Annotated in this window: 17 protein-coding genes; 10 read left to right on the top strand and 7 right to left on the bottom strand. The window is 63.9% G+C overall.

Annotated features, from left to right (window positions below; translation table 11 throughout):
- The 3 genes from GEV06_18565 to GEV06_18555 all read right to left on the bottom strand — a co-directional run.
- Window positions 1-454 (bottom strand): hypothetical protein (locus GEV06_18565; GenBank protein MPZ19895.1); only part of this gene is annotated, 454 nt, incomplete at its 3' end.
- Between the two features lie 61 nt (window positions 455-515).
- Complete coding sequence (locus GEV06_18560) at window positions 516-1379, bottom strand: xanthine dehydrogenase family protein subunit M (protein MPZ19894.1); 864 nt, start codon at window positions 1377-1379, stop codon at window positions 516-518.
- A gap of 12 nt (window positions 1380-1391) precedes the next feature.
- Window positions 1392-2111 carry a cyclase family protein gene (locus GEV06_18555; protein MPZ19893.1) on the bottom strand — a complete coding sequence of 240 codons (720 nt, stop codon included), beginning with the start codon at window positions 2109-2111 and terminating at the stop codon, window positions 1392-1394.
- A gap of 231 nt (window positions 2112-2342) precedes the next feature.
- Between GEV06_18555 and GEV06_18550 the strand changes: the two genes are divergently transcribed.
- The 6 genes from GEV06_18550 (at window position 2343) to GEV06_18525 (ending at window position 11530) form a co-directional block, all read left to right on the top strand.
- A complete protein-coding gene (locus tag GEV06_18550) occupies window positions 2343-3332 on the top strand; it encodes a TIM barrel protein (GenBank protein ID MPZ19892.1) in 990 nt (329 codons plus the stop codon).
- 27 nt (window positions 3333-3359) lie between these two features.
- Window positions 3360-5693: a PQQ-binding-like beta-propeller repeat protein gene (locus GEV06_18545; protein MPZ19891.1), complete on the top strand. Its 2334-nt coding sequence runs from the start codon at window positions 3360-3362 to the stop codon at window positions 5691-5693.
- A gap of 343 nt (window positions 5694-6036) precedes the next feature.
- The gene (locus GEV06_18540; GenBank protein MPZ19890.1) at window positions 6037-6960 is read left to right on the top strand and encodes a hypothetical protein; all 924 of its coding nucleotides are present in this window, start codon (window positions 6037-6039) and stop codon (window positions 6958-6960) included.
- A 214-nt stretch (window positions 6961-7174) separates the two neighbouring features.
- Entirely contained in the window at window positions 7175-9478 is a 2304-nt protein-coding gene (locus tag GEV06_18535) for a TonB-dependent receptor (GenBank protein ID MPZ19889.1), read from the top strand.
- Window positions 9479-9733: 255 nt separating this feature from the next.
- The gene (locus GEV06_18530; GenBank protein ID MPZ19888.1) at window positions 9734-10447 is read left to right on the top strand and encodes a sugar phosphate isomerase/epimerase; all 714 of its coding nucleotides are present in this window, start codon (window positions 9734-9736) and stop codon (window positions 10445-10447) included.
- Between the two features lie 30 nt (window positions 10448-10477).
- Window positions 10478-11530, top strand: a complete 1053-nt coding sequence (locus tag GEV06_18525) for a hypothetical protein (GenBank protein MPZ19887.1) — start codon at window positions 10478-10480, stop codon at window positions 11528-11530.
- Between the two features lie 20 nt (window positions 11531-11550).
- On the opposite strand, the gene GEV06_18520 is transcribed toward GEV06_18525, so the two are convergent.
- The 4 genes from GEV06_18520 to GEV06_18505 all read right to left on the bottom strand — a co-directional run bounded on the left by GEV06_18520 (window position 11551) and on the right by GEV06_18505 (window position 15706).
- Window positions 11551-12558, bottom strand: coding sequence for an SIS domain-containing protein (locus GEV06_18520; GenBank protein MPZ19886.1), 1008 nt, complete (start codon window positions 12556-12558; stop codon window positions 11551-11553).
- Window positions 12559-12674: 116 nt separating this feature from the next.
- Window positions 12675-13535, bottom strand: coding sequence for a DUF1080 domain-containing protein (locus tag GEV06_18515; protein MPZ19885.1), 861 nt, complete (start codon window positions 13533-13535; stop codon window positions 12675-12677).
- A gap of 23 nt (window positions 13536-13558) precedes the next feature.
- Window positions 13559-14461: a PIG-L family deacetylase gene (locus GEV06_18510; protein MPZ19884.1), complete on the bottom strand. Its 903-nt coding sequence runs from the start codon at window positions 14459-14461 to the stop codon at window positions 13559-13561.
- Between the two features lie 168 nt (window positions 14462-14629).
- The gene (locus GEV06_18505; GenBank protein MPZ19883.1) at window positions 14630-15706 is read right to left on the bottom strand and encodes an alpha/beta hydrolase fold domain-containing protein; all 1077 of its coding nucleotides are present in this window, start codon (window positions 15704-15706) and stop codon (window positions 14630-14632) included.
- A 670-nt stretch (window positions 15707-16376) separates the two neighbouring features.
- On the opposite strand from GEV06_18505, the gene GEV06_18500 reads away from it, so the two are divergent.
- The 4 genes from GEV06_18500 to GEV06_18485 all read left to right on the top strand — a co-directional run bounded on the left by GEV06_18500 (window position 16377) and on the right by GEV06_18485 (window position 20938).
- Window positions 16377-17159 (top strand): SDR family oxidoreductase, encoded by a 783-nt coding sequence (locus GEV06_18500; protein MPZ19882.1) that lies wholly within the window; start codon window positions 16377-16379, stop codon window positions 17157-17159.
- Entirely contained in the window at window positions 17156-18124 is a 969-nt protein-coding gene (locus tag GEV06_18495; protein ID MPZ19881.1) for a phosphoenolpyruvate synthase, read from the top strand. Before GEV06_18500 ends, GEV06_18495 begins: the two co-directional genes overlap by 4 nt.
- A 12-nt stretch (window positions 18125-18136) precedes the next feature.
- A complete protein-coding gene (locus GEV06_18490; protein MPZ19880.1) occupies window positions 18137-19153 on the top strand; it encodes a DUF4202 family protein in 1017 nt (338 codons plus the stop codon).
- Between the two features lie 69 nt (window positions 19154-19222).
- The gene (locus tag GEV06_18485; protein MPZ19879.1) at window positions 19223-20938 is read left to right on the top strand and encodes a PEP-utilizing protein mobile subunit; all 1716 of its coding nucleotides are present in this window, start codon (window positions 19223-19225) and stop codon (window positions 20936-20938) included.
- Window positions 20939-20968 lie beyond the last annotated feature (30 nt).

Genomic DNA, 20968 nt, shown 5'->3' with positions numbered 1-20968 from the left:
GCTCTGTTCCTCTACGGTAGTGCCCTGCTCGAAGCGCAGCAGATAGACCGTGCCGTCCCTTCTCTCGAGCGCGGCCAGGATTCTCCACCTGCTGCATCGTGATCGAGTTGGTCAACGCGATCGTCGGAAAGTAGCAGAGGCAAAAGGCCAGCAAGACCCAGTACACGGCGCCAAAGCTGGTGACCTGCGTGGCGAGCAGCAGGAAGACGGCCCCCAGCCCGTAGAGCGCCGCCAGCACTCGCTCTGTCGCGAAGAAGCGGTCGGCGACCAGCCCGACGAAGAAGGGCGACACCAACGACGCGAGGGCGGTCGTGCCGAAGATGGCTCCGGCCTGGGTCCCCGAGAAATGAAGTGTCTGAGTGAGGTAAGTGGTGAGCACGACGTACCACGAGCCCCAGATGATGTACTGGAGGAACATCATTGCGCCGAGGCGCGTCTTGAGAAAGCTGGACACAACAGACTCCTGAAGGGGTTAACGGCAATCGACACATGGACCCAAGCGAGCTGGCACGCGGCTACGTCTCCGAGCCGCGCAGGCGATCGCGTGCGGCGTCAAGGGTGCGTCGGCTCATGACCTCGAGCATTGCGAGACGATACTCGCGACTGCCCCTTACGTCGGAGATCGGGCTGGCGTTGCTGATGAGGCGCTGGAGCCGTTCGGATCGCGCGGCGGCCGGCGCACTGTCGTCGGCAAGCACGCCGCTCTCGTCCTCGACGAGCAATGGACGCGAGCTGACCGCTCCGTACGCGAAGCGGGTCGGCCCCGAGGCACTGACGAGACAGCATATATTGATCGTGGCAATGTCGACGCCGAAACGCCGGGTCACACGCCCGAAGGCGGCGCCGCGTGCGCTCGAGGGGAGCGGGAGGTCAATCGACTCCACGATCTCACCGCGGTTCAGCGCCGTCTGTCCTGGACCCGTGAAGAAGTCGGTGAGCGCCACGCGGTGGGGGCCGGCGGGGCCAACGACGTTCGCGATCGCCCCATAGACGAGCAGCGCGGGCGCCGTGTCGGCCGCCGGTGAAGCGTTGCAGACGTTGCCTACGAGCGTCGCGCGATTCCGTATCTGCACCGACCCGACAACAGCAGCCGCCTCGACCAGCGCAGGGAAGTGGCGTCGGACGCGCTCGTCTCGAATGAGATCCGTCATGACGACGCGAGCGCCGACTCTCAGGTGGGCCTCCTCCTCGACGATGTCTGCCCGCAAGGCGCCAACCCGCTTGACGTCGACGACGAGCGTCGGCCGTACGTGGCCCAACCGGAGCCGTACGATGAGATCGGTGCCACCCGCCAGCAGCCGGGCGTCCGGTCCATGCCTGGTCAGCAGCGCCAGGACCTCATCGAGGCTATCGGGCCGAAGATAACCAAACGGTCGCATGTGCTCTCCGGCTCAGTCGTCCAGAATGGCCACCGCTCGCACCGGCGCGGCGGTCGTATCGACCCACTTGACGGGAAACACGCTGAGCGTGAACCCAGACGAGGGCAGCTGATCGAGATTGGTCATGTTCTCGAGGTGATAGTACTCGCGCTCGAGCATCACACGGTGCGCTTCCCAGAACTTCTTGCGCTCGAACATCGCCCACACCGGCGGATCGAAGGTGATCGCATCGATACCCGCCAGCTTCACGCCCTGATCGAGCATCCACTCGGTGGCCTCGCCGGTCATCCCCACGTGGTCCGTGAGGTATGCCTCGGTCTCCTGGATTGCACCGGCCCCCGTGTGAATGAGCACGATATCGAGCGGCTTCAACGTATACCTGATCTTCGTGAGCGCCGCTTTCATGTCGTCCACGCTGATCCCGGCCCCTTTCGGCAGATGGCGGAAGTCCAGACACACGCCGTCACCATAGCAGTACTCGAGCGGAATGCCCTCCGGCCCCGGTGCATCATCGCGTAGATGGCGCAGCGAATCCAGGTGGGTGCCGATATGGTCGCCGAGCACCACCAGATAGCTGGCGGTGAGCCAGTCGACGCCATGCTTGGCGGCGCCGATGCGGTCGGCAAACTGCTGCCACGTCTCGTACATCGCCATCGAGGGGCGCACCACGCGAGGAAAAGCCACCATATCGTTGTGAACGCGCATACTCAAGTCAATCAGCTTCCGGGGCATGAACCAGTCTCCTCATAGGTAGATGACGTCTCGGTCCGGGGGCGCGGCGGTCTCGTTGATCGCGATCCGCGAGTGTGGTGCACATTATGCCCTTGCCCCGGCGCCGACGCACATGTTCCGTATGCCGGGACGCCACGTTCTCGAGTTTCGAATGCGGTTTACACATGTCGGCGAACGTGGTACACACTCCTGTCTCCGATTGTAGCGTTGACGTGTCGTCCCGGTGGCGGGATGACGATGAGCATCGAGGAGAGATCCATGACGCGCCGGTCGTTCATTTGGTGTAGCAGCCGCACGCTGGCGGCGGTGTCGCTTGGTGCGAGCGTGCCCGCGCTCGGCCGGACCGTGGGGGCGGTCAGTGCGTGGCAGTCGGCTCCTGCATCGGTCCTGAGGCGGATCGGGATCACGACGGTCTGCTTCCGCGACCGCTTCACCGCCACCCGTGATCGGAAGGCGGGCCCGCTGCCGGCCGGCCAGGAGCTCACGCTGCTGACCGCGCCGAAGTTCATCGCCGACGCGCTCGGCCTCCACAACGTGGAGATTTGGAGCATGCAATTCGCCGACACCTCGATCGACTACTGCCGGGAGATCAAAGCGGCAGCGGCGGCCGTAGGCTCGCGGATCATCAACATCCAGGTGGATGGCCCGGAGAACCTCTCCGACCCAGACGAGGCGGCGCGGTCTGAATCCATCGCGTCCATCAAGCAGTGGATGGATCGGGCGGCTGCGGTCGGCGCGTCCATGCTGCGCGCGAACACCGGCGGTGGACCGCCTGACGCCTGGGACGTGGAGCGCACCGCCGACTCGTTCCGCCAACTGGCGGAGTACGGCAAACAGATCGGCGTGACGATCCTGATCGAGAACCACGTAGGGTACAGCGCGGATATCGACAAGGTCGTCGCCATCGCGAAGACCGTCGACGATCCGAGCTGTCGTGTCATCGCGGACTGGGGCAACACTCCGTCGGGCTCTCCGGAGGCGCAGGTCGCGGGGTTGAGCAAGCTGTTCCCGTATCTCGAGCTGGTGTCGGCCAAACAGCTCGACTTCGATGACGAGAACCGCCACATCAACTACGACGTCGTTCCACTCATCAAAGCCACGGAGGCCTCCGGCTTCCAGGGCATCTACTCGATCGAGTTCTACGGGCGTCCACCGAAGGACACGATTGCCGCGGCGAAGGCCATGATTCAGGCGCTGACGGCGAACATCTCGGCCCGATAACCAACGTCGTGTCGCCAGGAGAAGAGCATGCACCGGCCACTCGTGGATAAGGATTCTCGATCGTGGAGCCGGGCCGATGGCCGTTCACGCGGCGTCGGTCTCGCGTTACCGCTCTTCGTCGTGGTGCTCATCGGCCTGGTCAGCGTGACGGCCGTGAGCGACGAGCGGAGCAACAAGTGGTGGTGGGACTTCGAAGGCGATCCGGGGAGCTCACATTTCGTGAGCCTCGATCAGATTGACAAGTCCAATGTGCGGCAGCTCGAGGTGGCGTGGTTCTATCCGCACGGCACGACCGGGTTCAATCCGATCGTGGTCGACGACGTGATGTACGTGGCGGGGCGCGACGACGCGCTGATCGCGTTGGACGCGACGAGCGGGAAGGAGATCTGGATCCATGAAGGCTTGTCGGGCATGACCAGCCGCGGCGTCAACTACTGGCAGAGCGAGGACGGCAAGCAGAATCGGCTGTTCTTTGCCATCGATGGCTATCTGCAAGCCATCGATGCGCGAACCGGCGAGTCTATTCCGAGCTTCGGGACCGACGGCGTGGTCGACCTGCGGGACGGCGTGGTGCGCGTGGAGGGCACCGACGGGCGCATCCAGTCGAAGAGCCCCGGCAAGGTGTGGAAGAACCTGCTCATCATGGGCTCGGCGATCGGCGAGGCCTACATGGCGCCGCCTGGCGACATCCGCGCGTACGACGTGCTGACGGGCAAGCGTGTCTGGCAGTTTCACACGGTGCCGGGACCTGGTGAGTACGGCTACGACACGTGGCCCAAGGATGCCTACAAGTATGCCGGCGGCGTCAACAACTGGGCCGCCATGTCGATAGACGAGGCACGAGGCATCGTCTATCTCCCGACCGGCTCGGCGACCTACGACTTCTATGGTGCGGATCGGCACGGGATGAACTTGTTCGCCAACAGCCTGCTTGCGCTCGACGCGCGCACGGGGAAGCGCCTGTGGCATTTCCAAACGATTCATCACGACTTGTGGGACCTGGACAACGTGTCGGCGCCGCAGCTGGTGAGTGTTGAGCACAACGGGCGTCGCATCGACGCCGTGGCGCACGCGGGGAAGACGGGGTTCCTCTACGTGTTCGACCGCGTGACCGGGGAGCCGCTGTGGCCCATCGAAGAGCGCCCAGTGCCGAAGAGTGACGTCCCGGGCGAGCAGGCATGGCCGACGCAGCCCTTTCCGACCAAGCCGCCGCCATTTGCGCGGCAGACGTTCGGCGTGGAGGACATCAACCGCTGGCTTCTGGATCCGGACGAGTATGCCGAGATGCGGGAGCGGGTGTCGAAGGCGCGCAACGAGGGCCTCTACACGCCGCCCGCCTTGATCGACACGATCTCGATGCCTGGGAACCAAGGTGGATCGAACTGGGGCACGACCGCGGCCAATCCGGAGAAGGGGCTCGTCTACGTGCTCAACCTCGATTCCGTGGCGATACTCAAGCTCGAGAACGTCAAGACGCGAGGTGGCCTCGATCGTCGTGCCGAGGCGGCTGCTGGCGCGCAGGTGTATCAACAGCAGTGCCAGGTGTGCCACGGGGCGTTGGACGGATCGGGTGCCAGCGGCATGGCCGGCGACATCGCGCCGCCGCTGACGGGCGTGACCGACCGCATCGGCGAGGATGTGATTCGGACTATCGTGACCGACGGCAAGGGCTTCATGCGCCCAGTGTCGAGCATCACCGACGCGGAGCTGACAACCTTGCTGCGGTATCTGGCAAATCCGGATGGCCGCCGGCGACGCGCGGGTGCAAGTCCGGTTGCCTCGGCGTTTCCGCCCGGCCCGGTCGTGGCCTCCGGTGGTGCACCGCTACCTTCGCAACGGCCCCGCGACCTCGATGCGGCGCCCAGCTACGGCGGGAACGGCGGCAACGCGGGAAGCGTGCCGTACCCGCCCGACGTCGACGTGCCGCCCGTTCGCTACATGAGTGACTACGGCGTCATGTCCCGAGCGACGGCTCCACCCTACACGACGCTGGTTGCCTACGACCTCAACACGGCAACGATCAAGTGGCAGGTTCCCGTGGGCGACGATCCCGCGACCAGCGCGCGCGGCGGTCCAACCGGCACCGGCGGCATGCGATTGCGCCACGGCATCGTCACGACGAAGACTGGCCTCGTGTTCGTGGCGGGTGGCGACGGCAAGGTTCGAGCCTACGACGAGGACAACGGCGAGGTGCTGTGGACCGGCACGCTGCCCGGCGCGTCGAGCGGAATCCCGGTGAGCTACGAAGCGAAGGGCCGGCAATACGTGGTCTTTGCGTCAGACCCGCGCGGCGAGCAGGGCGACGCAGTCTCGGCGGACACTCCACGCGGGTACGTCGCGTTCGCTCTATCGCGACGATGACCCTAGACGCGGTCTCGTAGTGTGGAACGACTGAGCGCCTGAACAGCGCCAGGACGCCCACACGACGTCGACGTTCTCCACACGACAAGCAGCGGCGTGCACTCAGCGAGGGCGGCGCGGCGAAAAATCTCGCCGCGGCGCACATCAGGGTTGCGACGGTGTGATCGTTGTGTTCCGGTCTTTAAAAACTTGCATGCGGAAGTAAACGAGGCGCCGGGATGCACGGCGGCCGACCACGCAAGATCGAGCTTGCATCGTGAGGGAGTGAGCGCGGCGTTCTTCCCGCATCGTGGAATGAACGCCTGCTCGGGGACGACTGCATGAAGAGATGTGGGAGGGGGACATGCTGAAAATCTGGAGACGTGCACGATCGTGGATGTGGGTGGTGTCCCACATCGTGGTGATGATCGGTCTCGCCATCGGCGAGGTTGGCGACGTAGTCAGCGGCGTGGACTCGCTGACCTACCATTCGTTGCAGTTGAAAGTGGAGCGCCGGTTGGCCGGTGGCTTGCAGTTCGGCGCGGCGTACACGTACTCGAGGGGAAGAGGGTTGCAGGGCTACGATCCGTACACGGAGCAGCTCGGAGGAGAGGAGGCGCTGCGGGCGCGGTACTGGGGGCCGACAGAGCTGGACCGGCCCCACAACCTGGTGGTGCACTACAGCTACATGGTGCCGAATCCCACGCCGAACACGCCGATCCTCAAGGCCGTGCTCGGCGACTGGCTCGTGGCCGGTGTGACGAAGTTCCTGAGCGGGGCGCCGGTCAACCCGACGTGCAGCTCGAACAATGCTGGTATTGCGAACTCCGATCCGACCCTCACGGGGCTCGCCGCGGTCACCGGCGAGGACGAAGCGGCGCGCTGCATGCTGACCGGTGAGTCGATCGACAGCGGCTTCACGGTCGACCCCGATCCGGCGGTTGCGGTCCATTTCAACCCGGACGCCTTCGCGATGGCGCAGCCAGTCAGCGCAACCGAAGGCAACTTCGGCAACGCGCCGCTCAACATGCTGCGCCACCCGTCCTGGAGCACGTGGGACCTCACGTTGGAGCGCCGCTTTCCGCTGCGCGTGCTGAGCCCGAGCGCCAACATCCGCCTGCAGTTCCAGGCGTACAACCTATTCAACCAGGTGGAGTTCACCGAGCTCGACGCAGACTTCGACTTCACGGGCGCGAACAACTCCATCATCAACAGCACCGACACCGGCAGGTACGTGGACGTCATCCCGCCGCGCATCCTGGCTCTCACGCTCCGCGTGGAATTCTAGGTAGGGCCGCCTCGCCGAGGCGGCCCTACCATGGCTCACGGCGCGTTCGGCGAACGCGCCGTACCATCGTCGACGTCGAAAATGGTGTGCCAGGCGTTTTGCTGTACAAATAGGCAGGGCTGAAGAAGACGGAGCTGCCATCTCAGGCGACCGATCTTCTTCACCTTGTCAACGCTCCGAGATTCTCGGGGCGTATATGTAGCGGAGTGCAGCAATGCTACTGGCTTTTGTCGTCGCTCTGTCAATGATGCAGGCAGGCGGAGCAGACATGCTCAGCGGGATAGTCAGGGACACGAGCGGCGGTGCCGTCTCGGGCGCGACGGTGATCCTGCAGACGAGCGACGGTGTCGAGCAGCAGACGGTGACCGGACCGGACGGCCGCTTTGCGTTCGACAACGTCGCCGACGGCACGACGCTCATCGTGCGCGCTGGCGGCTTCGCGGCGCGCGAGCAACCGATTACGGGGGCGAGCGAGATCGAGGTCGTTCTGTCTCCCGCCAGCCTGCTCGAGACGCTCACCGTGACACCGACACGGAGCGAGCAGCGGTTGGGCAGCACTCCGGCGAGCGTCAACGTGCTCGACCGTGACGAGCTGCGCGCGTCGGCGGCCATTGTCGCCGACGATGTGCTGCGTCAGCTTCCGACGTTCAGTCTGTTTCGCCGCACGAGCAGCCTGTCGTCGCATCCGACGGCGCAGGGCGTGTCGCTGCGCGGTATCGGCCCGAGCGGTGTCAGTCGCACGCTGGTCCTGATTGACAACGTCCCGTTCAACGACCCGTTCGGTGGCTGGGTGTACTGGACGCGTGTGCCCATCGACAGCGTGGAGCGGATCGAGGTCGTCGATGGACCGAGCTCGAGCCTGTATGGCAACTATGCCATGGGAGGGGTCATCAACGTCATGAGCAGCCGTGCAGCCGCGCGGACGGTGGAGCTCAAGGCGCAGTATGGCAACCGAAGCAGCCCCAAGCTGGACTTCTTCGGCAGCGACGTTCGGGGCAACCTCGGTGTGGTCGTCGACGGCAGTCTGTTCGACACCGATGGATTTCCCAGCGTCGTGGCCGCCGAGCGCGGCGCCGTCGACACGAATGCGCGCGTGGACTTCAAGAACGTCAATGTCAAAGTGGACTACCGTCCCACGGACCGGATGAGCGCATTCGCGCGGGCAGGCTATTTCCGCGAGGAGCGGAACAATGGCAAGGTCAGCACCTTCACGGGCGATCCCGAGGCCAACGACACGACATGGACGTCCCTCAACGGCGGCGTGCGCCTCGCCTTACCTGGTGAAAGCGACCTACAGGTACGTCTGTTCGCCGACTTCGAGACCTTTCACAGCACGTTCCTGGCTGTTCCTGACTTGACGACCAGGTCAATCGGTCGGATGGCGCTCGATCAAGAGGTGCCCTCGAAGGGCATTGGTGGCATGGCGCAGTGGTCGAAGGCCGTCGGGGGCCTGCACTACGTCACCGCGGGCACCGACTGGCGTTGGGTAGATGGCGACAGCGAGGAGAGCGTGCTCGATTTCGAGACCGGCACATCGGTCGTTACCGAGCGCGTCGCGGGCGGGACACAGCGCAGCGTCGGTGTGTTCGTCCAGGATATCTTCACGCCGAGGCCGAACCTGAACGTGACGCTCGGGGCCCGCGTCGATCACTGGAGGAACTACGACGGTCACCATCTCGAGACGTCGGTCGCGACCGGCCAGCCGACCGAGCAACACCGGCCGCTGTTGCCGACCCGCAGCGATACGGTTGTCAGCCCGCGTGGGGCGCTGTCGTATCGCTTCACCGATCGCATCAGCGCCTGGGGTGCCATCAATTGGGGATTCCGCGCGCCGACGCTAAACGAGCTGTACCGGCAGTTTCGCGTCGGTGCCACCTTGACGCGGGCGAACGAGGATCTCGGACCAGAGCGTCTCTTGGGCGGAGAAGCCGGTGTGAACGTCGCGGCCTCGCGCAACATGACCGTGCGCGCGACCTGGTACGACAATCGCGTGAAGAACCCGGTCTCTAACGTGACCGTGGCGACCAACGTCCGACAGCGCCAGAACCTCGGGCGCACGAGGATTCGTGGTCTTCAGACCGACGTGGAGTACCGGCTCGGATCCACGTGGCGGCTCTCGGGCGGCTATCTCTTCAACCACGCGACGGTCCGAGAGTTCGACGCGAGCCCGGTCCTGGTCGGCAACTTCCTGCCGCAGGTGCCCAAGCATCGCGGCGCGATGCACGTTGTCTACTCGGACCCCCGGTTGGTCACACTGGGCTTCGGCGTGCAGGTCATCGGCCGTCAGTTCGACGACGATCAAAACATCCGGGTCGTGCCGGGCGAGGGCGCGCCCGGGCTTCCGGGATACGCGGTCGTCGACGTGACCGCGTCACGGGATGTCGGGCGTGGCCTTCAAGTCTTTGTGGGGGCCCAGAACCTCCTGGGCCAGGAGTATTTCGTGGGCACCAATCCCACGACCATCGGTTCGCCGCGCCTCGTGCATATCGGCGTACGGGCGCGCTTTGCCGGACGGTAGCGGCTGCTGCCGCGACCGAACATGTGGGCCCGAACCTTGGGGTCTTCCACACGCGTAGCGAGCCTCGAGGCGCTCGCAGCGTACGAAGAAGAGTGGCAGAAGGAGACGTGTATGACTGCGATTTCGAGACGAGAGTTCTTCAGGAGGACGGCGGCTGAGGCCGCCGTGGTCGGGGTCCTGGCGGCGAGCGTATCCGAGCTTCGCGCGAAGCCGCTTGGCCTACCGCTCGGCTGCCAGACGTATCCGGTCAGGGACATGCTGAGCCAGGACTTCGTGGGCACCATCACGCAGCTCGCCGACATCGGGTTCGAGAGCATCGAGCTCTGCTCGCCGGTTGGGTACGAGGACTTCAAGGGCATCGCCAAATACTCGGGCACGGAGCTCCGGAAGATCTTCGGTGACCTGGGTGTGACGTGCGTGAGTGCGCACTTCAGCATGAAGGAGCTCAGAGAGGATCTCCCGGGCAGGATTGCCTGGGCGAAGGACGTCGGCTTGACGCAAATGATGGTGCCGACGCTCGCCGGTCCGGAGAATCCGACCATGGACGACGTCAAGCGGGTGGCCGACGAATACAACGAGATGGCGGCGCAGTCTGCCCAGGCTGGCCTCTTGCAAGGCGTGCACAACGAGGGCTTCGAGCTCTCGATGGTCGAAGGTCGGCGGACGTACGACGTCTTGCTGGAACTACTCGACCCAAAGCTGGTCACGTTTCAGTTCCAGATCTCGACGATCAGCCGCGGCTACGATTCGATCGAGTACTTCACCAAGTACCCGGGCCGCTTCGGCTCGATGCACGTCCAAGGCTGGTCGGCGAAGACGAAGGAGAGAATGGCTGTCGGAGAGGGCACGCTCGACTGGAAGAAGATCTTCACAGCGGCCAAGACCGGTGGCGTCAAGAACTACTTCGTCGAGATGAATCTCGATTTAATGAAGGCGAGTATGCCTTATCTTCGGGAGCTCGAGGTCTGACGAAGGGCTGACACGTTTCCCTTATCCAAGATGACCCATACATGGCGCGTAGCGATCCTGGGACTGGGCCATTGGTATTCGGCGTACAACTTAGCGCGGGCGCTCCGTGAATATCCTCGAGCGGAGCTGGTTGCAGCCGCTTGGCATCGGCCCGACCAGCTGAACAGCTTTACGAAGACGTTTGGCATCACCGGCTACGACAACTACGAGGCCCTGTTCGAGCGAGAGCAGGTCGACATCGTGCACATTGCTTCTCCTGTCTCTGAAATCAAGGATCTGACGATTCGGTCTGCTGGCGCCGGGAAGCACATCATCCTGGGAAAGCCGATGGCGATGAGCGTCGCGCAGGCGGACCAAATGATTGAAGCGGTCGATGCCGCAGGTGTCTCGTGCGTTCCCTTTCAGGGAATCATGCGTCTCCGCGGCGGTGACCTGAAGGCACGGATCGAGCAGGGAGAGATCGGTGAGCTCCTGCTGATGCACCAGACGAGCCGCTGGTCGATCGCCGAGGACTGGTACGGCTCTGGCAAGCCCGGGTGGTTCGTGGATCCCCGCCATGTTCCGGGCGGCGCCTTCATCGACGAAGGCATTTACTGGATCGACTTCTTCATGTGGCTATCGGGAAGTGAGGTGGTGCAGGTCGAAGCGAAGATGGCCAACCTGGTTCACAAGGACATCGACGTGGAGGACTGGGGCATGGCCACCTTCACGTTCGCCAACGGTACCCTGGCGACATTGGAGGCTTCGTGGACCATCAACGCTCCCACGAAGAGCGGCCCGTCGCCGAAACAGAACAGCGTCGTCCGCCTGGAGATTGTCGGTAGCCGAGGGGAGATCATCGATCAGTGGTTCAGAGCGCCGGGCCGCGCGGTGCTGGCGGCCGGCGCGCGTGATTGGGTCTTCGAGCAACACGCTGAAGCGCCCTTCGGCCCTCCGTCGCCGTTCCCTCTCGATCACCTGGTCGACTGCCTCGAGTCTGGACGGCGGCCGGAGGTGACCATCCACGAGGCGCGGCGATCACTGGTCGTCGCGTTGGCGGCGTATGAGTCGGCGCGTGCGGGGCGGCCGCAGCGAATCGAGTGAGGGTGGTCTTCGTGGTGGGCTCACACCGTCTCGGTCACCTTGCGTAAGTGCGGCGGCCGGTCGGGATCGTGGCCTCGGGCGACAGCCAGCGCGTTCACCATGCGATAGAAGCTTTGGATCATCAGCATGGGCTCGAGTGAGGGATGAGCAGGCACCGTTGGCAACGCGAGGGCGCCTGGTGCTCGCGTTCCTGCCAGCAGCAACGTCCCGCCGTACGCGACGATATCCGCGGCGAGCGAATCGATGCTGGCGCGTGTCTCGTCGCGCTGCGAGAGGAGCAGCGCGGGAAAGCCGCCGCGCAGCAGTGCCATCGGTCCATGGCGCACCTCGGCGGCGCTGAAGGCCTCAGCGTGCAGCCCGCAGGTTTCCTTGAACTTGAGCGCGGCCTCCTGAGCGACGCTGAGTCCGAGGCCGCGGCCGATGACATAGAGGTTCGTGGCGTCCTGCAGCGTTTCGACGGCAGGGCTCCAATCCAGCGTCCATGCCTCTGCGAGCAGATCGGGTGCAGCGGCGAGTGCCTGAAGAAGCGTCGGGTCCTCAGTCCATTCGCCGACGAGGTGGAGCAGTGCCGCCAGTGACGCGACGTAAGACTTCGTGGCGGCGACACTGGTCTCCGGGCCTACGCCGAGCGGCAGGGTCTCGTGCGCAATGCGCGCCAGCGGCGAGTCTTCCACGTTGACGAGGGCAATCACGAAGGCGCCGGCGCCGCGCGCCGCTTCTACCGACGCCAACAGATCGGGGCTTTGACCAGACTGCGAGATCGCGAGGAAGACGAAGCCCTCGAGATCACGCCGGGCGGCGTAGACAGAGCTCACCGACGGCGCAAGCGAGGACGTGAATACTCCCGCCCTCGTCTCGATGAGGTACCTGCCAAACGTTGCAGCGCGATCGGAGCTGCCGCGGGCGCAGGTGACGACGGCGCGCGGCTGGCGCTCGCGCAGCACTCGGCTGATGCGCTGCAGTTGTCCATGATTCGCGTCGCGTTGGGCGGCCACCGCGCGGGGCGCCTCGGCGGCTTCGGCAAACATTCGGGTGTCTTCGGCATTTATGATCGGTATCATCACGATCGCGAGCTCTCCAGGGAAATCGAGCCAGGGAAGATACGGGTAAGTCCGACTGGCTGGACGACGGCGTCGTCGCCTTCCTACGGCAGCGGTTCGAGGTCGATGCGTCTGAAGAAGATCTCCGCGCCCTCCGCTTGGAACATGATCTTCCCATCGGTCACCGACGATTCCGAGCCTGCGTTGACCCGCTTGCCGTTGACCGAGAACGTCAGATTTCGCCCATCGACCACGGCGTCGAGCCGGGTCCACTCGAGGCCGGGGCTTTCGACATCTTGCGAGCCACGCATGCCGAGACGATCCTCCCAGTCTTCGCTGCGGCCCCACCAATTGATGCGGCCCGACGAGAAGACTTTCGGTACGCCGCGAGGGTCGTACACATTCTCTCCGTCACGGTCGGTTCGGCTCGTCACCTTCAGTGAGGGCAGAATCCGCTCGCCGTCGTCACCGTAACCGGCGACGAGGATGATGTCGCCGACCCCGCCTTCGATGATCTGAAACTCAATCGACCGCAGCCACGGGCCGTTGAAATCTTCTTCGGTGTTGCCGGGTCGTCCTTGTGCATGCAGGAGCACGCCGCTATCGCGAGCGCGCATCTTTCGCTCGCCCCACGTGGCACCTCCCCAGCGGTACTCGACGATCAGCCGGTAGTCTCGGTATGCCTCCTTCGTCAGAAGGCCACCCCACTGCTGGCCGCTGATGCGAATCGCCGGAGCGCCATCGATGTCATCCACGACGCTGAATACACCCAAGGTGTCCGCTTCGTGCTGATCGACCAGCCAGGTGTCGAAATTCGCCAAGGACTGACCGTCGAACAGGTTGATCGTGGCCGTAGGGGTGATCGCCTGCGAGGGCGCCTGGCCCGACAGCGAGCGCGGAGGCACCATCAACGCCAGTAAGGCGATCGAACCGGCAAGAATCGTCCCTGCGGAACGCTGGCCCATGAATCTTGACTCCTTTTCTGGTGCTACGGGGCGATCGGAAACAGTTGCTTCAGCTCGTCCATCGTGGGTTGACGGCCGTATTGTCCGAGCTCGAACGCCTCCGCGTATTTCACCTGGCGCCCGCGTTGCTCCCCGTAGAGCGCGACCAGCTGCTCACGATATTGATCGGCGACCGCCGCGCTCCGCGCCTTGACCATGTCGAGCAAGAACGCGCGCCGCCCTTGGTCGTCGTCGGGAGCGTCGGGCTGGGTTCGCGCTTGCCAAGAGTCCGCATCGCCGAACTGCGAGGGCATCGCCGAGACGCACTTCCATTTCTTCTCCGCCACGGCATCTATCGACACCACGATCGTCGGCTCGAATGGGTAGGGCCGCTTGAACGCGTCCGAGTAGTACATGAAGACCGGGTTCCGCTTCACCGGCGGCGTGTCCGGTGTGAAGAACGGCGCAGCCACCACCACCGCCGCATCGTCGAGCAGCACTCCCGTGTATCGATGATCGGCGTGGTAGTCGTATGGACGATGTCCCAGGACGATGTCGGCTTGCCAGTTACGGATGAGACGTGCGACGTTCTTGCGGTTCTCGAGCGAGGGCATCAGCTCGCCGTCGTGGATGTCGAGCACCTCGACCTCGGTCCCAAAGATGCGAGCACATTCTTGGACTTCCGCCTTCCGGCGCGTCGCCAACGGTCCACCCGCCATGGCGAAATGACCGACGTCGCCATTGGTCATTGCCACGAGCTTGACGTGATGGCCCTGCGAGGCCCACAGGGCGGCGACACCCGCCGCCTTGAGCTCGGCGTCATCCGGGTGCGCGCCAAAAGCGATGACGCGGAGTGGCGTGGACGGAGACGACTGGGTTGCGGTTGTCGTGCCGGCCAACAGCCCGAGCGTCAGGACGAGCAAGACGGCTGAAGAGAGCGATTTCATCGGGTCCTCATGTTTTAGCGGGCTGCCCCAGACGTTCGCGGCGCGCTCGGCGAGCGCGCCCTACTTCCTTGGCAGGGACGCCTCGCCGGGGCGCCCGTGTCGAGTTCTCAAGGGTTCTTACAGCCCATTCTGAGACAGTGCACGGCGGAAGGCTCGCTCGAAGGGATCCTAACTCCCGAGGTGCTCATCGAAGAAGCGTGCGATTTCTTCGAATACCTCCTTGGTCTCAGGCGCTGTGCGGTCACGGAGGTAGTGGGCGTGCGACTGACCTTCATAGACGTGCAGCGCCGCCTCGACACCGGCCCGGCGCAGCTTTCGGTGCACGCGGACCGTATTGCTGAGCAAGAGATCACGTGTCCCGGTCGTCAGGATTGCCGGCGGAAAGCCGTGCATATCGCCGTAGACAGGCGAGAGCATCGGGTCCTTCAGATCGTGGCCGTTCGCATAGAGCTTGGCCATCGCATCGCAGCGGCCATCGCTGGCGACGAGCACGTTGTCCAGCAGCGCGTTGGTGTGAAACGAGTCGCCGGTCTTCGTCAGGTCGGACATCGGTGTGCCAGGGGCTATCGCCCCCGGCACCGGCAGACCCTCTTGCTTTGCGCGCAGCACCACGGCGAGCGTCAACGCGCCGCCGGCTGATGTGCCGAAGACCGCCATGTTCTTCGGCTGCGCCATCGTCAGGGCGGCTTTCCACGCCGCGACCGCGTCATCCAGAGCGGCAGGATACGGGAACGCGGGTGGCATGCGATAGTCGATCGACATGACCTTGAACCTGCCGAAGGCCGCCATGTACATGGCTTCTCTCGTTCCGGCCGCTCCGCCGCCAAGCACGTAGCAGCCGCCATGAAGATGGATGAGGAGCCTGTCTCGATTCTTTGGTGGCATGGCTTGCGGCGTCACCATGAAGCCCTTCACCCCGCCCAGGGTCAGCGGCTCTGCCTGGACGCCTAGCTCCTGGCGAAGCGCTGCGAGATCTCGACCGCCGGCCGCGGAACGCGCGGCAATCGCTTTCCATTCGTCGACGGTTTGGGGAACATCGTTCCAATTGTCGCTGAGCGGCGCCCCGATGAGCTTTTGCATCTCGGGGCTCACCGTGCTTGGCACCGGCACGGTGCGCGCCGGTACTTCGAGCGGTTCCGGCACAGGCGTTTGGATCTTCACATCTCGCACGGACACAACAATGGTAATAGCGACGAGCGCGAGCCACGGTACAGCGCGTCGAGCAAAGGACAAAGAAGCTTTCATAGCGCCTGAGCTCACTGGGTCGATGGACACGCTCTTCCCCTTGATCCCTTTCTCCCCTGACCCCTCGTCCCGACCTCTGATCCCTGACCCTGACCCCTGTGCCCTTGATCCCTTGATCCCTTGGTCCCTGATCAGATATTGGCCAGCACGATGTCGTGAATCGTCTCACCCTCAGGCTGCCACCCTTCGAGGCTCGAACCGTCGAACAGGTCGACCCTCTCCGAATGGTCTTGAGCCGTTGCGGCGGAACCGATCAGCAACAGCGCGGCACAGGAAACGGCGGCGAGGGAGGCGCGGCTCATCGTGGACTCCTTGAAAGCAGAACAGTGTGTGGGCATATTAAAACACCCGTGCCGTCGATAGGCAAGACACTAAATTAACTTAAATTAGTATCTCGGCCCAACGATGCGCGCTGTGATAGAGTGAGCGCCCGCGGCGCAGGAAAAGAAGGAACTGCCCTTCACCCGTCTCGCACGTTCCAGTCGTGCCAGCAGGTGAAACGGCTCGACAGCCGCGGAGACGTCGAGCACGGCGCATTCGGCGAACGCGCCCTACCAGAGCGGAAGGTACGGACGCCTCGCCGAGGTGTTCGTGACGTCGGTTGCCAGCCCCGAAGCTTGATACGAGGCGTCAAAGTCAGGGTTCTCAAAGGTTGTAACGCGTGGAGCAGATGACGTCGGCAGATGACTTGTTCCGGATCGACGCCAAAGTCGCCTTGGTGACCGGAGGGTATGGTGGGATCGGCGAGAGCGTCTGTCGGGCGCTCGCGTCGAAGGGGGCGAAGGTCGCAGTGACCGGCCATGACGCCGCCAAGGCGGATGCGTGCGCCGAGATGCTGCGCCGCCTGGGGGGGGACGCCTACGCCACGGCCTTCGACGCCCTTTCCGTGGCGGACACGCGGCGGATGGTCGATGAGGTCGTCGCGCACTTTGGCCGACTGGACATCCTGGTGAATACCGTCGGGGGGCAACGCGAAGAGCAGGCGGATGCAGTCACCGAAGAGAACTTCGATTTCGTGCTGGACCTGAACTTGAAGAGTGTGATGTTTCAGGCACAAGCGGCGGCGCGGCACATGATCCAGCAAGGCACCGGCGGCAAGCAGGTCCACATGGGGTCGGTCCGCACACTGCTCGCGCTGCGCGGTCGTGGATTCGCAGCCTACTGCGCCGCAAAGGGCGGCTTGAGCGTGCTCTGCCGGCAACTGGCCGCGGAGTGGGCTGAGCACCGGATCAACGTGAACGTCGTCGCGCCCACTTTCGTGCGCACCCAGCAGGTAGCACGGTGGCTGGAAGATCCGGACTTCTATCGCAATCTGGTCTCACGTATTCCGATCGGTCGTATCGCCGAAACTCAGGATGTCGCCGGGAGCGTGCTGTTCTTCGTGTCGCCCGCTTCCGACTTCATCACGGGGCAGACGCTCTATTTGGACGGCGGCATCACAACGACGCAATGAGCGCGGGATTCTCGGATGAGTCCGTGGTCAGCTCGCTCGGCCGCCTCCCCGTCGAGGCGACGGCGAGTGCCGGTGGCAAGGGCGCGAGCTTGAGCCGCATGAGCCAGGCGGGGCTGCCTGTTCCGCCCGGGTTCGTCGTCTGTGCGTCTGCGTTTGGGACATTCTTGAATTACTACGGTGGCGTGGAGATTCTCCGAAGCCTGACCCGCGACCTCGACGTCCAAGACAACGGCGCCCTGGAAGCGGCATCCGCGCGGATGCGTGATCTAATTGTCTCCAATCCGCTTCCTACGGATCTCAGTGCGCGCGTGCGGACTGCCTACCACCAGCTCGGCGTCGACCTCCCCGTGGCGATTCGATCCAGCGCGGTCAGCGAAGATGGTGAGGCGGCGAGCTTTGCCGGCCAGCAAGACACCTTCTTGAATACGCGCGGTATCGATGCTGTCCTTGACCGCCTCAAGCTATGTTGGGCCTCGTTCTTTGCGTCACGGGCTCTGTTCTACCGATCCCAAAAGGGGGCGCTGGACGACACCCGCATTGCCGTTGTCGTGCAAGAGATGGTGCAGGCCGACAAGAGCGGCGTGATGTTCACGATGGATCCCGTGCAGAAGCTCACGGATCGCCTGGTCATCGAGGCCGTGTTCGGTCTGGGCGAGGGCATCGTCTCGGGGCTGATCACGCCCGATCACTACGTGGTCGGCCGCGACGACGGCGCGCTGCTGCGGGAATTCATCGCGTCCCAGGAAACGGCGGTCGTCTACGATGGCGAGAATGGCGGCACACGTCAGGCTCGGCTTTCCAAGGCGGAGGGCAGTGCCCGTGTGCTGAGCGGCGCGGAGTTGAGCGGACTGCGTGAGCTGGGGCTTCGCCTCGAGACGTTCTTCGGCGGGCCGCAGGACGTCGAGTGGTGCATACGTGAGGGCGACCTGCGGCTCTTGCAGAGCCGTCCAATTACGACCCTCTAGAGTGGGCAAGCCATGGAGTCGGCACTCATCCAAGCGGCGCAGCGCTGGGTGGTTGACAAGTACCCGTACAACAGTCACCACCTGTTGAAGTCATTGGAATGGCTGGATAGAATCGCGCCTGACACCACTGAGGCCGTGCGCCTCGCCGCGCTCACGCACGACATGGAGCGCGCGTTTCCTGGACCGGATCAACCGATCGCGGGCACGTTGGGCGACCCCAGCTACGACACAGCCCATTCGGAGCGCAGTGCTCGGATCGTCGGCGCGTGGCTTCGCGAGCAGGGTGCGGCTGCCGCGCTCATTGACGACGTGGAAGCGCTCGTGCGCGTGCATGAATGCGGTGGTTGGCCGGAAGCCAACATGGTTCAAGCCGCGGACAGCCTGAGCTTCCTCGAGACGAACATCGACCTCTTTCTGAGCTTCATCCAGTCTGGACGCTACTCCACGGATGAGGTCTCGTGGAAGTTCGACCATACCTACGAGCGGATCCAGATTTTGCATGCCCGCGAGCTCGCCCGGCCGATGTTCGAGCACGCGAAGGCCCAGTTGGCCGGCATGACGACGATGCGGGTGGCGCTCACCGTCAACGGCCGGGAGTGTGCACTCGATGTCCGTCCGCACCACACATTGCTCGAAGTCTTGCGCGACCAGCTCGGTCTGACCGGTACCAAAGAGTGCTGTGCGGAGGGCGAGTGCGGCGCGTGCACGCTGCTGGTGAATGGGCACAGCGTGAACTCCTGTCTCATGCTGGGGGTTGAAGCGGCTGGCAGCGACATCCTCACCGTCGAGGGCTTGGCGGCTCACGACCGGCTCGACAAGCTGCAGGAAGCGTTCCTGGACAAGGGCGCCGTCCAGTGCGGTTTCTGTATCCCCGGCATGATCATGTCGGCGAAGTATCTCCTGATGACGAATGCCCACCCTACGGTCGCGGAGATCAAGGAGGGGCTGGCTGGCAATCTGTGCCGGTGCGCCGGTTACAGCCGCATCGTCGAGGCGGTGGCTGCGGCGGCAAAGGCGGAAGACCGGTGATGCGGTCGTTCTCCCCGGCCTACGGCCAACCACAGCCGAAGAACGTGTCTTGTGCAAGGGGTGACGTCGATGGCGGAACGACACGAAGTGATTGATCAGTTCTTTGGCGATGCGTCGACTCCAGTCGAATGGGCGAGCGAGGAGGAAAAACGGCTCCATTTTTGGTTCGATGATTTGCACTGCCCGGAGCCGATTTCTCCGATGTGGTTCGACATAGGCGGTTGGTGGTACACGTGTGCGTACATGTATCGACGTTTTGGTGTTCCGTTCGGCCGAGACTGGGTGGCAAAGAACGTCGGAGGCTACGTGTTCACGGCGGTCGTGCCACGCGAGGAGCCCGAAGCCAAGGAGTTAGAAGCGTACTACCAGATGGTGACGCCAGTCTATGCGGAGAAGTTCCTGCGCTGGTGGAAGCACCGCTATCTTCCGGAGATTCGACGCAACTTCGAATATCTCGATACTTATCCCACGGAAGAGGCCTCTCTCGCCGAGCTGATGGTCTTGCTCGAGGACGCCCTCGATATCCAGGAGCGGCATTTCCGATTGCACTGGATCCTCAACCTGGCGCAGTTCCAGTCGGCGCTCGACTTCCAGACGCTGTTCAAAGAGCTCGTCGGAGAGTCGCACACTGCGCTCGTGGGCCGCATCCTGGTCTCCGATGAGGATCGGAACTGGGACTCGATTCGCGAGTTATGGACGCTGAAGGAGACGGTCAAAGGAAGCGACGTCCTGCGGCGGGCGGTCAGCGCGGCCAGTGTGGATGATGTCCTTCGCGCCCTCGGAGAATCCGAGCAAGGTCGTGAGCTGCTGCGAGCGCTGGACGCGTACAAGCTCGAGTACGGCAACAAGTCCATCTACACACACGAGTACATCGTTCCCACCTGGCGCGAGGATCCGACGCCCATCATCGAGGGGTTGCGCGGCTATCTCCACTCAGACTATGACTATCCGGCCGAGGTCGCCGCTCTGCGCAAGAATCGCGACGATGCGATCGCCGAGATGTGGTCGCTCGTCCCAGCCGATCGGGCCGAAGAGGATCGGCAACGCCTGCAGAAGGCGCTGGACCTGGCGCTGGGCATGACACCGCTCACGCCGGATCATCACTTCTACATGGATCAAGGGACGTACGCCAGAGTTCGGCTCGTGTTCATGGCGATTGGACGCAGGCTCGTCGACGCCGGCGTCATGCTCCAGCCGGACGATGTCTTCTTCCTGACGTATCACGAGTTACGTCTGGTTAGCGCGAGCTCCACGGCATTCGACGCGAAGGCTCGCGTCCAGGCGCGTCGGCGAGCACGCGAGGAGGCGATCGGCAAGCGGCCCCGCGCCTGGCTTGGCACCATTACGAACTGGTCGCTTCACAGCGAGCCTTACAAAGGGCATTGGGGCTGGCCGGACGTGTACACGCGTGCTGCGACTCAGGCGGCGCAGCCCAGTGGCACCCTGCAGGGCTTGGGCGCCTCGCCAGGCGTGGTCGAGGGCGTTGCCCGCATCGTCGAATCGCCGGAAGAGTTCAACCAGGTGCGAGAGGGCGACATCCTCGTCTGCAAGATGACCAACCCGGCGTGGGTTCTCTTGTTCACGAAGATCAGTGGCCTGGTCACCGATGCTGGCGGGGTGCTCTCACATCCCGCGATCGTCTCCCGCGAGTTCAATATCCCCGCTGTCGTGGGTACTGGTGTCGCCACGGAGCAGATCACGACCGGCCAGCGCCTCCGCGTGAATGGCACGACTGGAATCGTCGAGCTTCTCGACACCCCCGTGGCAGCCGCGGTCCAGGCGTAGTCCAGAGCTCCCGTGAATTCTCACTTGTAG

It is taken from the genome of Luteitalea sp., from assembly GCA_009377605.1.
In the GTDB taxonomy this organism is placed as follows: Bacteria; Acidobacteriota; Vicinamibacteria; order Vicinamibacterales; family Vicinamibacteraceae; genus WHTT01.
This window is presented reverse-complemented; position numbering and strand designations above follow the sequence as displayed.

Coding starts and splice junctions, on each gene's coding strand:
- GEV06_18560 (MPZ19894.1), bottom strand. CDS start 1,379: ATGCGACCGTTTGGTTATCTTCGGCCCGATAGCCTCGATGAGGTCCTG.
- GEV06_18555 (MPZ19893.1), bottom strand. CDS start 2,111: ATGCCCCGGAAGCTGATTGACTTGAGTATGCGCGTTCACAACGATATG.
- GEV06_18550 (MPZ19892.1), top strand. CDS start 2,343: ATGACGATGAGCATCGAGGAGAGATCCATGACGCGCCGGTCGTTCATT.
- GEV06_18545 (MPZ19891.1), top strand. CDS start 3,360: ATGCACCGGCCACTCGTGGATAAGGATTCTCGATCGTGGAGCCGGGCC.
- GEV06_18540 (MPZ19890.1), top strand. CDS start 6,037: ATGCTGAAAATCTGGAGACGTGCACGATCGTGGATGTGGGTGGTGTCC.
- GEV06_18535 (MPZ19889.1), top strand. CDS start 7,175: ATGCTACTGGCTTTTGTCGTCGCTCTGTCAATGATGCAGGCAGGCGGA.
- GEV06_18530 (MPZ19888.1), top strand. CDS start 9,734: ATGCTGAGCCAGGACTTCGTGGGCACCATCACGCAGCTCGCCGACATC.
- GEV06_18525 (MPZ19887.1), top strand. CDS start 10,478: ATGACCCATACATGGCGCGTAGCGATCCTGGGACTGGGCCATTGGTAT.
- GEV06_18520 (MPZ19886.1), bottom strand. CDS start 12,558: ATGTTTGCCGAAGCCGCCGAGGCGCCCCGCGCGGTGGCCGCCCAACGC.
- GEV06_18515 (MPZ19885.1), bottom strand. CDS start 13,535: ATGGGCCAGCGTTCCGCAGGGACGATTCTTGCCGGTTCGATCGCCTTA.
- GEV06_18510 (MPZ19884.1), bottom strand. CDS start 14,461: ATGAAATCGCTCTCTTCAGCCGTCTTGCTCGTCCTGACGCTCGGGCTG.
- GEV06_18505 (MPZ19883.1), bottom strand. CDS start 15,706: ATGAAAGCTTCTTTGTCCTTTGCTCGACGCGCTGTACCGTGGCTCGCG.
- GEV06_18500 (MPZ19882.1), top strand. CDS start 16,377: ATGACGTCGGCAGATGACTTGTTCCGGATCGACGCCAAAGTCGCCTTG.
- GEV06_18495 (MPZ19881.1), top strand. CDS start 17,156: ATGAGCGCGGGATTCTCGGATGAGTCCGTGGTCAGCTCGCTCGGCCGC.
- GEV06_18490 (MPZ19880.1), top strand. CDS start 18,137: ATGGAGTCGGCACTCATCCAAGCGGCGCAGCGCTGGGTGGTTGACAAG.
- GEV06_18485 (MPZ19879.1), top strand. CDS start 19,223: ATGGCGGAACGACACGAAGTGATTGATCAGTTCTTTGGCGATGCGTCG.